Below are 13,886 nucleotides of genomic sequence, written 5' to 3'. Positions count from 1 at the left end.
GGGCATCCGCACCCATCCAGAACTGCGGCGGCTCCGAATGCATTAGTAACGCGCTCTAGCAGTTCAACGCTCGCAGCGAGAGAAACTTGACGACAACACCAGGAGATCAACTATGCACAAGTCAATTAAAAACTTTGGAACTCTTACCGTCACCGGTGGAATGATCATTGGCGCACTGACCGTCGGTGCTGTTCCTGCGAGCGCGGCGACAACCATCGCCGAACCCACCACCTCAGCGTCAGCCATTGACAGTCCTTCGTTCTCTTTCCTTAATGGCACTCTCATTTCGGGACCGCTGCTGACCGCTCCCCTCATCAACGGCCCGCTGCTCTCCATTCCGTTCGGCCCCTTCCAATTGGGCCAGTTCCAATAACGGCAAGGATCCACAGCATTCCCCGGCGCTTCGCCGGACCACCGCCATCGCGAGAAGGACTATGCCTCAGTATTCGAATTCCCAGTCTTCGTCCGCCACCGGCACCCGCCGTGCACTTAGCACGGCTCAGAGGGGGATTTGGTACGCCCAAAACCTCGACCCGGAAAACTCGATGTACCAGATTGCGCAGTTTGTAGACATCTGCGGTGACGTTGACGCCCGCCTGCTGGGTCAAGCCGTCCTGATTGCCATTGCTGAAACGGATGCCTTGAATGTGCTGTTCGCCGAGGACGACGGCGGTCCCTATCAGGTGATCTCGCCGTCGCCGGCGCATCTGGTCGTGACTGATTTGCGCGGCTTGGAGGGTGATGCAGGAACCGCTGAGGCACATGCCCGGAGCGTAATGGACAAGGATCTCGCCACTGCGCGTGATGTGGCCGCAGACCCACTACTCCGGGTGGAATTGTTCCGACTCACGGACGACCGGTACTTCTTCTATCAACGCGTCCATCACCTGATGCTGGACGGATACTCTGCTGTCCTGGTGCTCAAACGCGTTGCTCTGATCTACAACGAAATGCTGGTGCACTCTTCCGGCCCAGACATTTCCACGCCCTTCCCACCACTTGATGCTCTCTTGGCGGAAGAGTCGGGCTATCCGGGTTCTCGTCAAGCCGTGGCCGACCAAGATTTTTGGGAACGGTCCGTGACGGAACCTCCGACTGGTCTGCATGGGCGGCCCAACCGAAATGCCTCGGCACTTCTCCGGGTTACTGGCGAACTCCCCCAGCAGGTTGTCAGTGGACTAGCCGATGGCGCCGCCAGCGCCCCGGCCGTCATTCTTGCCGCTGTAGCCCTCTACCTGCACAAGATGACAGCCGAACGGCACATCACTCTAGCTCTCCCGGTCACGGCCCGGCGCGGTGCCCTGGCGAAGTCAGTACCATCGATGCTCTCAAACATCGTCCCAGTCCGTATTCACCTCAAGCCCCATGACACCATCGAAGGCACAGTCATGAAAGCCGGCGGGGCACTACGCAATGCGCTGATCCACCAGCGCTTCCGCCAGGAAGACTTAGCCGGACGCCCCAGCTACATTGGACCGTCGGTAAACATCCTTCCCATCATTGATGACATCAACTTCGGCACCTCGGCCGGGACCATGCATGTACTTTCTACCGGCCCCATCGACGATCTGTCGATCATCATCCATGGTCTTCAGCACGGCCATAATGCTGGAAAGGAAAACCACGTAACCATCCAGTTCGAGGCCAATGCCGCCCTCTACACACCCGAGACCCTCCAAGACCACCTGCAGCGATTCATGCTACTGCTGGAACGCATAACCAGCGGCGAGGACTCCACTGCCGCGTCCCTCACCGTCACCACACCCGAGGAAGAGCAAGAGCTGCTGGCCATGGGCGGGTCCGAATCCCGAAGCCTGCCATCACACACAATCGTCGAAGAATTCCTGGTCCATGCGGCTGCGAGACCCCATGCCCATGCCATAGTCGCAGGCGACGGCCATCTCAGCTTCCTTGAACTTGATCAGCAGTCCAACCAATTGGCCCATTACCTGCGTGGCCGCGGTGCCGGGCCTGGCACCGCTGTGGCCGTTCGACTTGAGCGCAGCAAGCAGCTGGGCGTAGCCATCCTGGGCATCCTGAAGTCGGGTGCCGCCTATGTCCCGATCGATCCGGACTACCCCGCGGGACGTGTGCGCGGGATGCTCGAAGACGCCGAGCCTCTTCTGCTGCTGACCGTCGTCGAGCTTTCCGACTCTCAGTCACCTAGACACATCGATAGCCCCTGCCCAGAGGTGGTGCTTGATGGAGAAGCCATGTCTGAAGTGCTGGTCCGGCTCCCCCATCACCCTCTGAGGAACACTGCCGCGGGCCAGCATGACCTCGCCTATGTCATCTTCACTTCCGGATCAACCGGGCGCCCCAAGGCCGTCGGCGTGGAACACCGCGCCCTGTTAAACTTGTTCACCTCTCACAATGAGGACATCTTTCGCCCCGCCGAGGCGAGGCTAGGGCGCACCCTGCGCGTAGCACATACAGCCGGACTTTCCTTCGATGCCTCATGGGACCCGATCTTATGGCTCATGGCCGGGCACGAACTTCACCTGGTTGACGACCTCACGCGCCGGGACCCGCAGGCACTGGCAAGTTATCTGAGCGAGCGCCGAATCGACAGCATTGAGACCACACCGTCCTTCGCCAAGGTCCTCCTCGCCGAAGGGTTGTTCGACGCCGAGTTCCACCCTTCCGTGGTGGCTTTGGGCGGCGAAGCGGTGGACCCGACGTTGTGGGGGCTGCTGGCACAAGCCAAGGGTGTCACCGCCTACAATTTCTACGGCCCGACCGAGACCACCGTGGACAGCATGACGGCCATCATGGAACCCGGGTCCACCCCACATTTGGGCTCCTCAGTGGCCAACAGCCGCCACTACATCCTGGACTCTGGGCTGAACCCTGTGCCCAGCAATGCCATTGGCGAGCTTTATGTGGCAGGGCACAACGTGGCGAGGGGCTATCTTGACCAACCCCAGCTCAGCTCCGAACGGTTCATCGCCGATCCTTTTGCTGCGGACGGTTCCCGAATGTACCGCACCGGCGATGTTGTCCGACGCCTACCCAGCACCGCCGTAGAATTCCTCGGCCGGATCGATCAGCAGGTCAAGATCAGGGGATTCCGAATCGAGCCGGCCGAAATCGAAGAGGCCCTGCGCGCCACCGATGGCGTGAGACATGCCGCCGTCGTCGTGGCCAAGAACCGTGCCGGCTACGACCAACTGCTGGCCTACATCACCGGCACGGACAGACTGGACACGGCTGCTATCCGCGCTGACTTGCGCCACAACCTGCCCGACTACATGGTCCCCTCGGCAATCGTGCAGATCCCCCAGATCCCGCTGACCACCAACGGCAAGCTGGATACCAAGGCACTGCCGGAACCGGAAACAGCCGGCATGACTGAGGCCCCACGCAACCACGCGGAGCGGATCGTGGCCGCTGCCTTCTCGGAAGTGCTGGGGCTTGACGGGGTTGGCCGCGACGACGACTTCTTTGAACTTGGCGGCCATTCCCTACTGGCAACCCGTCTGGTGGCAGTGCTCCGGTCAAGCAACGGATCCGCACCAGCGCTGCGCACCGTCTTCGAATCACCCACTGTGGCCGGAATCGCCCGGACTTTGGACACACCCGCGCCGGAACGCCATCCACTTGCCCGCCAGGACCGGCCCAACCCGCTGCCGCTCTCCTTCGCCCAGCGCCGCTTATGGTTCCTGAACCGCTACGACCCATCCTCTGGCGCATATAACATTCCCATTGCACTGAACTTATCTGGCCCGTTGGATGTGGCTGCGCTCGAACACGCCCTCAACGACGTCGTGGCCCGCCACGAAAGCTTGCGCACCATTTTCGCCTTCTCCGACGGTGAACCGGAACAGCGCATCCTGGCTGTAGACGACGCCGTCGTGCCTCTCGCCGCAGTGCAGACCACCCGGGAGAACCTTGACCACGCGGTGCGCGCCGCATCGGCCCGTGGCTTTGAACTCACCACCGAGCTACCCCTGCGCGCCGCGCTGTTCCAGCTCGGCGCCAGGGACCACGTGTTGCTGCTGACCCTGCACCACATCGCCGCCGACGGCTGGTCGCTTGCCCCGCTGGCGCGCGACCTGTCCACGGCCTACTCAGCCCGAGTCAGCAATACACTGCCGGTATTCACCCCACTGCCCGTGCAATATGCCGACTACGCCCTCTGGCAGCGCGATGAACTTGGCAGTGAAGACGATCCGCAAAGTCCGCTCGCCCGCCAGCTAGCCTTCTGGAAGGCTGAACTGGACGGATCACCCGAGGAACTACCCCTTCCCTTCGACCACGTCCGTGGCACCCGCACAGGCCAATGGGCCGCAGACGCTGTCCCAGTGGAGATCGACGGCACCACTCATGAGCGGCTCTCCGCCCTAGCCCGGGATCACAACGCCAGCCTCTTCATGGTGCTCCAGGCCGCGTTCGCAGCCCTGCTCACCAAGCTCGGCGCAGGGACCGACATTCCCCTCGGCACCCCGGTGGCCGGCCGGCCGGATACAGCACTGGATGAACTCGTTGGATTCTTCGTCAACACTCTTGTGCTGCGCACCAACACCGCCAACAACCCCACTCTCGGGGAACTCATCGACACGGTCAGGTTCACCAACCTACGCGCCTACGCTAATCAGGACGCCCCGTTTGAGCGGGTCGTGGAGGAACTCAACCCCGCCCGCTCCCAACAGCGCCACCCCCTCTTTCAGGTCATGCTGACCCTCACCAACACTGCCTCGGAACAGCTCTCCATGGCAGGCTTGGACGCCGTCGCGGACAGGACAACAGCGCCCGGAGGTGCCAAGTTTGATTTACTCCTCGACTTGGCAGAAACCGGTCCCGGTTTGGGGATGACTGGCTCTCTGGGCTTTGACCCGACCCTCTTTGAACCCGCAACGGCGGCCCTGATCGCCGCCAGGTTCAAGCACGTAGTGGAACAATTTGCTGCCAACCCCCACACACCCCTCTCCCGCCTGCACGTGTCCACCCCACTGGAGGCGGCACAGACACGTGAGCTGGGCAGCGGGCCCGTGGTGGACAACGGGGCAGTGACCGTGCCTGCCGAATTCGCGGCCACCGCGGCACGCCACCCCGGCCGCGCAGCTGTCAGCGACGGACACTCAACCTTGAGCTTTGCCGAACTGTCCGCCGCCGTGGAATTGCTGGCATCGGGCCTGGTAGCCTCCGGGGTGGACGCCGGCGACCGCGTAGCCGTAGCTCTCCCCCGCGGCAACGACGTCGTGTGCGCAGCCCTTGCCGTACTCCGCGCCGGGGCCGTCTATGTGCCCGTGGACCTGAGCTACCCGTCCGAGCGGATCGGCCTGATCCTGGACGACAGCGCACCACGGCTGACCATTGGCGCCGGAAACCTGGACGGGCTGCGGGCCGCCGGGACGCGGGGCAACCCTCCGGTGCCGCTAAGCGGCATAGCCCCTGCCGACCCGGCCTACGTCATCTACACCTCCGGCTCCACCGGCACTCCCAAGGGTGTGGAGGTCACGCACGGCGCCCTGGCCAACCTGTTTCTGCACCACAGGCACACGATCGTCGCCGAGACCTTCGGCGACGGAGACGGGGAGGGCACGGCCGTCGCCCACATCTCCGGTCTGGGATTCGACGCCGCCTGGGACCCGATGTTGTGGCTTGTCGCCGGTGCCACCTTGCACATGGTGGCCGATGACATTCGCACGGACGCCCAGGCCCTCGTGGCCTTCTGTGCCGCCAAGGGCATCACCGTGCTGGAAAGCACCCCATCCTATATCAGCGCCCTGCTGCAATCCGGCCTTCTGGACAGCCCACGGAGCGCACCGCTGGTGCTGGTTCTGGGAGGTGAAAGCGTGCCGGCTGGGCTGTGGCAGGAACTCTGCGATAACGACCAAGTCGCCGCCTACAATTTCTACGGTCCCACCGAGTTCACTGTGGATTCGGTGCTCACCCGCATCAGTGGCACCGTTCCCCACATTGGCCGGGCGGTCCGCAACGTGGAAAGCTACGTCCTGGATGACTTTCTGGCACCAGTACCCCACGGTGTCACCGGGGAGCTCTATCTGGCCGGGGCGGGCATGGCCACCGGCTACGTCAACCGTCCTGCCGAGACGGCCAGCCGCTTCATCGCCAATCCATACCGCGACGGCGCCAGGATGTACCGCACCGGCGATCTGGTCCGGCGGCTGCCAGGTGGAGAGCTGCAATTTGTGGCCCGGGCTGACGACCAACTCAAGATCCGCGGTTTCCGGGTGGAACCTGGCGAGGTTGAGGGCGTGCTGGCCAGCCACGACCGCGTTGAGCGTGCCGCGGTTGTGGTGGACTCCGGCGCCACCGGGCGCATCATTGGCTACTACGTCGGCACCGCGGACCCCGCAGAATTGCGCGAGTTTGCTGCCGCGCGCCTCCCCGAGTACATGATGCCCAAGGCCTTGATCCCCTTGGCGGAGATCCCGCTAACCTCACACGGAAAGTTGGACAAACGCGCCCTGCCAGCCCCGGCCACCGCCAGCACCGAATCCAGAATCCCCACCACAGCCCTGGAGGAAAAGATGTGCGCCATCTTCGGGACTGTGCTGGGCGTCAACGAGGTGGGGATGGACGACGACTTCTTTACCTTGGGTGGCCATTCCTTGTTGGCCGTTGCGTTGGTCGCCGCCATTCGCGAGGGATTCGGCGCTGAGCTGCCGCTGCGGGCCATCTTCGAGTCCTCCTCCCCCGCAGCCCTGCTGGGGAGCCTGGTCTCGCGCCCCGACGGCGGCCCGGTCCGCACTGGCCAGGTGCCCAGCCAAACTGTGGATGCCTGGACCCGCGCCACCAAGGATCGCCGCCCAAACAAAATTCCGCTCTCCTACGCCCAGTCCCGGCTGTGGTTCCTCAACCAGCTGGACCCGGGCGCAGCCGACTACAACATCGTCCTCGCCGTCCGGCTGACCGGGGACCTGAACGAGGAAGCACTTGCCCTAGCCCTCGATGATCTGGTGGCACGCCATGAAGTCCTGCGCACCAGCTACCCCGCGACCGATGGCACCCCCGAACAGTTGATCCATCCTGCTTCTGCGGTGTCAAAAGTGCTTGAGGTCCAGGAGGCCGGCGCCCTTGGCGAATTGCCGCGCCTGCTCGCCGACGGGGCATCCCGTGGCTTTGATCTGTTGCATGAGCTGCCCTTGCGCGCCACTCTGATTCGCCTTGACGACGACGAATGGGTGCTCCAGCTGGTGATCCACCACATTGCCAGCGACGGAGCATCCTTGGCACCCCTGGCCCGAGACATCTCCACCGCCTACACGGCGCGCTGCTGCGGGGCCAGCCCCCTGCAGCGCCCCTTGGGGCTGCAGTATGCAGACTTCGCCCTGTGGCAACGGCATGTGCAGGAAGGTGCTCCGGAAACCATTGCGGCTGTGCCGGACGAAGTTGTTGCTGGACTACGAGCCGATGCGCCGGCGCGTGCTCTGGAGGCCAAGTTGCGGGCCTGGCAGGATGCCTTGGCCGGGGCTCCCTCCGAGCTGATGCTCCCTGGCGCAGGCTCACGCGCACCCGGTGCCCGCCAGCCCGGCGGACAACAATCCTTCACCCTTGGCAGCGAAACCACGGCTGCACTGGCCGGTTTGGCAGGGGCACAGAACGCCAGCCTCTTCATGGCTCTGCACGCCATGCTGGGTGGTTTCCTCTCACGGCTGGGGGCAGGAGACGATTTGGTAATCGGTTCGCCGACGGCAGGACGCACGGATCCTGCCCTGACCGAATTGATTGGCTTTTTCGTCAATACCGTACCGATCCGCCTTGACGCCTCAGGAAACCCCACCCTCCGTGAACTGCTCTCCACCGCTCGGCGCAGTGTCTTAGACTCCTTTGACAAGGACGATGTGCCCTTTGAGCGGCTCGTGGAGGCGCTTAATCCGCCGCGCGAACTGGGCCGGCACCCGCTCTTCCAGACCATGCTGGCCGTGGAGACAATGGATCGTGCCGCCGTCGAACTTCCCGGCGTTCAGGTCCTGCCCGAACCCGAGACAGCCACCGGGGAAGCAAAGTTCGATTTGTCCTTTACCTTCCGCGAATTGGGCCCCGAGCAAGGCTTGGCCGCCACGTTGGCCTATAACGCGGCCATGTTTACCAGTGAAGCGATATCCACCCTGATCGCGCAGTTGGAGACCTTCGCTCGGCTGGCCGTGCAGTCCCCGGACCGCTCCCTGTCCCGGTTAGACATCCAGTCACCGGAGGAAACCACCGCCTTGGTCGCCACCACGGCCGGTGCCGTCACGCACCCGGCCCCGAGCGTACTGGAAGTCTTTGCCAAGACTGTTGCCAGGACACCGGACCTAACTGCCGTGACCTGCGGTACCCACTCGCTGTCCTTCGCCGCTCTCGACACCGCTACCGGCACGCTGGCTGGCATCCTCCGTGACCAAGGCATCGCGGCCGGAGACCTAGTCTCGGTGTACCTGCCCCGCTCGGTGGACACCGTGGTGGCAGCCCTCGGAGTGCTGCGGGCCGGTGCGGTCTACAACCCCATCGACGCCGATTACCCAGCCGAGCGGGTGGCGGCCATCCTGACAGACGCCGGCCCCGGCGTCATTGTCACGACGGCTTCCTTGGAAAGGTCCCTGCGTTCAAGCCTGGCGGTGGCCGGACTGACCCATGCCGCCGTCCTTCTTATGGAGTCGCTCCCGGCCGGTGTCCCTGCGGACTTGTCGGAGCCGACGGCGTCGCAACTTGCCTACGTCATGTTCACCTCCGGCTCCACGGGACGTCCCAAGGGCGTGGAAATCAGCCACGGCGCCTTGGCGAATTTGCTGGCCTCGCACCAGGAGACCCTGTTTCCCGACGCCGCTGAGCGGACCGCCCGGGGGCAGGTGCGGGTGGCCCACACGACGGGCGTCGGCTTTGACGCCTCCTGGGATCCAATGCTGTGGATGATAGACGGCCATGAACTGCACCTCATCACCGATGAGGTGCGTCTGGATCCCCAGCGGCTCGCCGGGTACTTCGCCGACCATGGCATTGGTGCTTGGGAGACCACCCCCGGTTATCTGCGCCAGTTGTTGGCCGAGCCTGCCTTTTCCTCGATGCTCCGGGACCGGGACGCCTCCGGCAGCCCTATCCTGAGGCTTGCTCTGGGAGGGGAGGCTTTCGACGCAGCACTCTGGGAGGAGCTCTCCTTGCTCCGAACGGTTCGTGCCTGGAATCTGTACGGCCCCACCGAGGCGACTGTCGACTCATTGTTTGCCCCGTTGTCCGGCACAAGGCACCCTGTTCTTGGATCGCCCACCCGCAATTCACGCGCATACGTTTTGGATAATTCCCTGCAGCATGTGACTGCCGGGGTTCGCGGCGAACTGTATTTGGCCGGCGCCCAGCTGGCCCGCGGTTACCGTGGCCGGACCGACCTGACGAGCGAACGATTTGTCGCCGACCCTTTCGGGGCGCCGGGCGAGCGGATGTACCGTACTGGTGACTTGGTCACAAGAAGTGCTGCCGGTGAAGTCCGCTTCCAAGGCCGCAACGACCAGCAAGTCAAGATCCGTGGCTTCCGGGTGGAGCTCGGCGAGGTTGAACGTGCCCTGCGAGACGTGCCCGGCGTGGTCGCCGCTGTGGCCATAGTCCACAACGCAGCGGCAGATCCGGCACTTCCCGGCACTCCCCGGCTCGTGGCATATGTGGTGGCCGAGACGGAAACCGACAAGAAGTCCCCCAATGCAGCGCAGCTATCTGAGCGGGTCCGCTCCCAACTGCAGCAGGTGCTGCCCGGCTACATGGTTCCTGCCGCCGTCGGCGTCGTGGCTCGCATCCCTTTAACAACCAACGGGAAGGTGGACTTTACGGCGCTGCCGGACCCGGCCGGGCAGGAGCGCCGTGCGGGCCGGGCGCCACGGACGCCCCGGGAGGCCACTGTTGCAGCGATCTTTGCGCAGGTGCTTGATCTTCCGCAGGTCGGGGTCGACGAGTCGTTCTTTGAATTGGGCGGGCATTCCTTCTTGGCGCAGCCGCTGGTCAGCCAGATCAACGACGCATTGGGTACTGAGCTGCCCGTCCAAGCATTGTTCCGCTCCCCAAGCGTGGAACAGTTGTTAGCCGAAGCATCCAAGGGTGCCACGGAAAACGTGGCCGACAGCCTGCGACAGCTGCTGCCGCTACGGAGCACCGGGAGCAAGGCCCCCCTCTTTGCAGTACATCCGGCCACCGGGGTGAGTTGGGGCTTCGCTGCCATGCTGCGACACCTGGACAAGGACCGGCCCCTGTACGGATTACAGATGCCAGGCATGCTCCCTGGCGGAGATGAGCAGTTACGGGCCACAACGCTCACGGAGCTTGCAGATGACTACATCGCCCAGATCCGCCACGTGCAGCCGGAAGGCCCCTACCACCTGATCGGTTGGTCATTTGGTGGCAACCTGGTGCACCGGCTCGCCACGAGGCTCCAAGAATTGGGCCACGAGGTGGCGTTTCTGGCCATACTGGATGCTTTCCCGACACGGCAGGAAGGCAATGCCGAGGTTGGCACGGGCCCGGCACTGTGGCAAAACTACTTGCACGCGGCCGGGTTCCCTGTGCCGGAAGATGAAGCGGCAAGTTTGGACGGCGCCCGTGTTTTGGAGGTGCTGCGAGAGAACCACAACGCCCTAGGCAGTATTCCCCTGGTGTCCCTCAATGCCATGGTGGAAAACTTCTCGGTCCTGGCCCGCATGATCCGTGAAGCTCAGGTGCAACGCTTCGACGGGGATTTACACGTCTTCCGGGCTACAGAGGACGTCCCGAAAGGTTCACCGAACTCAGCGTCCTGGACGCCGTTCGTCAGCGGCCAGATTCACGACACCCCAGTGGCTGCCAGACACTCGGCGATGCTCAGCGAAGGTGCACTGGCTCACATCATGCCTGTTCTGGCAATCCGGTTGGGTGAGGGCACCGAATAGCTATTAGTGGTTGGGGGCACGGCAAGGTTGTTTCGGCAATCTTCCGTGACCCTTTCCTGTCAGTTGAAATTTAGCAAGGAATCTGAGGGAATTTACGTGACGAACCCATTTGATGACACGAACGCAACCTTCCGTATTTTAGTCAATGACTTACAGCAACACTCACTGTGGCCCTCTTTCGCCGATGTTCCCAAGGGTTGGATGGTCATGTTTGGCCCAGACGGTAGGCAAGAATGTCTTGATTTCGTCTCCCGGAGCTGGACAGACATGACACCGCGCACGGTTGCCGAACTTGCGGCCTCTCAGTGATCCGCGTCCGCGGACTGTGCAAGAATTTTGGTGCATTCCGGGCTCTTGATGAGCTGAACCTGGATGTTCTCCCTGGGCAGGTGCTTGGACTCTTGGGACCAAATGGGGCCGGCAAAACCACCACCGTGAGGGTTCTGACCACCCTATTGGCTCCGGACGCCGGCGAGGTGACCGTCGCCGGCCACAGCGTCATGGCAGACCCGGACAGCGTTCGACGCTCCATTGGCCTGTCTGGGCAGTATGCGGCCGTTGATGAAAAGTTAACCGGATACGAAAACCTCGTCATGGTTGCCAGGCTCTATGGCATGAACCGCAAAACCTCGGCTGCCCGGGCCACGGAACTGCTGGATGAATTCCGCCTTTCAGACGTTGCCGGTAAACGGTCCGGCGCATATTCAGGCGGTATGCGACGCCGCTTGGACCTGGCCGGTGCCATGGTGGCACGGCCGCCCGTTGTTGTGCTCGATGAGCCCACAACCGGGCTAGATCCCCGCGGGCGGCTGGACACCTGGGCCGTGATCTCCTCGCTGGTCGGAAACGGAACCACCGTATTGCTGACCACCCAGTATTTGGAGGAAGCTGATCAACTGGCCGACAACATAGCTGTCATTGACGCCGGGCGCGTCATCGCGGAGGGAACCGCCAGCGAACTGAAGTCCCGAGTTGGTTCGGAACGGATAGACGTTGTGCTGGTTCGACAAGACAGCGTTGACAGCGCCGCGGCAATTCTAGGCAGGATCGCCGGGGCGGCGCCGGAAATTGACCGGCAGACCAGCAAGGTCAGCGTTGCCGCCCCTGACGGCCACCACATGCTGGTTCGCGCCCTAGGAGATCTTGAAATAGCCCAGCTACAGGTGGTCGAGGCAGCCCTGCGCCGACCAACCCTGGATGATGTCTTCCTCCAGTTGACCGGTCAGCGACCCAAAGCTGCGGCAGCATCCAACACCACCGATGTAGCATCAAGCGGCGTAGGCCAGGACCAAGAGGTACTACTATCATGAGCAGCCTTAGCGCAGCCCTGCGCGACAGTTCGGTCATCGCCGGGCGCAATCTACGCAACGTCATCCGCACCCCTGGTGCCATGGTGACCAGCGTGGCACAACCCATTATGTTTGTCCTGTTACTGGCGTTTGTCTTTGGTGGCACTCTGGGAGGTGCAGAATACCGCACCTTTCTGATCGGCGGCATACTGGCCCAGACGCTGACGTTTAACGCCTCATTTACAGCCGTCTATCTTGCCAAAGACCTGCAGCTGGGATTGATTGACAGGTTCCGCTCGCTGCCCATGTCGCGTGGCGCCGTCATACTGGGCCGTTCCTCGGCTGACCTCGTGACTAGTTTGCTTTCCATCGCCGTGACGCTTTTGTGCGGATTGGCAATCGGCTGGCGCATGACGAACGGCCTCGGTCCTGCCTTGATAGCCATGGGACTGCTTCTGCTGTTCACCTTTGCTGTGTCGTGGGTGGGTGCCGTGATCGCCCTAACAGCACGAAGTGTGGAGGTGGCGCAAAGTCTGGGCCTGATCTGGCTGTTTCCGGTGACGTTTATCTCCGGGGCATTTGTCTCGGTCCAGTCAATGCCGGGCCCCTTGCGGAACTTCGCGGAGTGGAACCCGGTAACGGCCGTTGCTACATCCGTGCGCGAGTTGTTCGGCAACGCCGAACCTCAGGGGTTCGCACCTCCCAGCGGCTGGCCGGCGGACAACGCCTTGCTCTACGCAGTGCTTTGCTGCGTAGCCATCATCGCCATCTTCGCCCCCTTGGCCATCTCCCAATACGTAAGGATCAGCAAGCGGTGACCGAGGGCAGCAGCCCCTCCGGGATTGACTTTGTGATCACCAGCGCGAAGCGGGTCCTCGACTATGCAGGGCGCTGGGGCGGTGCCACCGCCCTGCTGCCTCGAGCCGAGCTCGACACTGCCGATAGGTTTAGGAACCCAGCCGACGGCCGAGCATACATCGGAGCCCACATCCTGTTCCGTTCCATGGCCGTAAACGTACTTGGCATCCCCATGGAGAAATCCTCCGGGCTAGCTGTCCACAGGAAGTGCCACAGCTGTGGCGGACCGCACGGCAAACCAATGATAGAGGGAACCAGCCTGAGCCTTTCGCGTTCCGGGCAGACGGTCTTGGTTGCATCCGGCCCTGCGGGTATACCTCTTGGTGCCGATCTGGAATCAGTGCCAGCAAGTCTGCATGCGGGATTCGACGACTTCTCGCTATCAGCCACGGAGCAGGCGGGCTTGGCTTGCTCCGATATCGAATCTCGCATCCGGCTCTGGGTGGCCAAGGAAGCTGCACTGAAAGTCCACGGACACGGTCTGACCGTGGAGCCCCGACGGCTGCATCTGGGACCAGCGGAGCAGGGCCTTTCGACGCCGAGTGGCTGGTCCGTCGACGTCGAGGCCCCCTCGCACGGGGATCTGGACGGGTTGCATATCGCTTGGCTACGGGCACCCGCCGGACTCACTGCTGCCGTAGCATCGACGCTCAGAGCCAGCATCCGTGAGCTTGACTTAGCACAATCACTGTTTGCCTCCAGGCTGCACTACTCGAGCCCGAGGACCAGCTAGTAGCATTTTTCGAATCGGACGCAACTTCGGGCCGCTACCTGTCGGTACGTCCATAATAACGTCATGCTAAAGGACCCACATCGCGTTACACAATGCCCGCGTTGAAAGTCTCTTCCAATCCCCACCAGTCGCGCTAGATCTGCTCACCTG

6 protein-coding genes are annotated in these 13,886 nt (G+C 62.8%); all 6 read left to right on the top strand.

Going from position 1 to position 13,886, the window contains the following annotated elements; all coding sequences use genetic code 11:
• The first annotated feature begins 112 nt into the window (after nucleotides 1-112).
• The 6 genes from CVS27_RS09440 (at nucleotide 113) to CVS27_RS09415 (ending at nucleotide 13,736) form a co-directional block, all read left to right on the top strand.
• A complete protein-coding gene (locus CVS27_RS09440) occupies nucleotides 113-373 on the top strand; it encodes a hypothetical protein (protein WP_103465489.1) in 261 nt (86 codons plus the stop codon).
• A gap of 61 nt (nucleotides 374-434) precedes the next feature.
• Complete coding sequence (locus tag CVS27_RS09435; protein ID WP_103465488.1) at nucleotides 435-10,856, top strand: non-ribosomal peptide synthetase; 10,422 nt, start codon at nucleotides 435-437, stop codon at nucleotides 10,854-10,856.
• A 6-nt stretch (nucleotides 10,857-10,862) separates the two neighbouring features.
• Nucleotides 10,863-11,165, top strand: a complete 303-nt coding sequence (locus tag CVS27_RS09430; RefSeq protein WP_306418488.1) for an MbtH family protein — start codon at nucleotides 10,863-10,865, stop codon at nucleotides 11,163-11,165.
• Nucleotides 11,162-12,166 (top strand): ATP-binding cassette domain-containing protein, encoded by a 1,005-nt coding sequence (locus CVS27_RS09425; RefSeq protein WP_103465486.1) that lies wholly within the window; start codon nucleotides 11,162-11,164, stop codon nucleotides 12,164-12,166. The genes CVS27_RS09430 and CVS27_RS09425 overlap by 4 nt, the downstream gene beginning before the upstream one ends.
• Nucleotides 12,163-12,963 (top strand): ABC transporter permease, encoded by an 801-nt coding sequence (locus tag CVS27_RS09420; RefSeq protein ID WP_103465485.1) that lies wholly within the window; start codon nucleotides 12,163-12,165, stop codon nucleotides 12,961-12,963. Before CVS27_RS09425 ends, CVS27_RS09420 begins: the two co-directional genes overlap by 4 nt.
• The gene (locus CVS27_RS09415) at nucleotides 12,960-13,736 is read left to right on the top strand and encodes a 4'-phosphopantetheinyl transferase family protein (protein WP_103465484.1); all 777 of its coding nucleotides are present in this window, start codon (nucleotides 12,960-12,962) and stop codon (nucleotides 13,734-13,736) included. The genes CVS27_RS09420 and CVS27_RS09415 overlap by 4 nt, the downstream gene beginning before the upstream one ends.
• The last annotated feature ends 150 nt before the right edge of the window (nucleotides 13,737-13,886 follow it).

The organism is Arthrobacter glacialis, from assembly GCF_002909445.1.
GTDB lineage: Bacteria > Actinomycetota > Actinomycetes > Actinomycetales > Micrococcaceae > Specibacter > Specibacter glacialis.
This window is presented reverse-complemented; position numbering and strand designations above follow the sequence as displayed.

What these genes read in the sequence shown, in the direction of transcription:
- CVS27_RS09440 (WP_103465489.1), top strand. Translation starts at nt 113, where the DNA reads ATGCACAAGTCAATTAAAAACTTTGGAACTCTTACCGTCACCGGTGGA.
- CVS27_RS09420 (WP_103465485.1), top strand. Translation starts at nt 12,163, where the DNA reads ATGAGCAGCCTTAGCGCAGCCCTGCGCGACAGTTCGGTCATCGCCGGG.
- CVS27_RS09435 (WP_103465488.1), top strand. Translation starts at nt 435, where the DNA reads ATGCCTCAGTATTCGAATTCCCAGTCTTCGTCCGCCACCGGCACCCGC.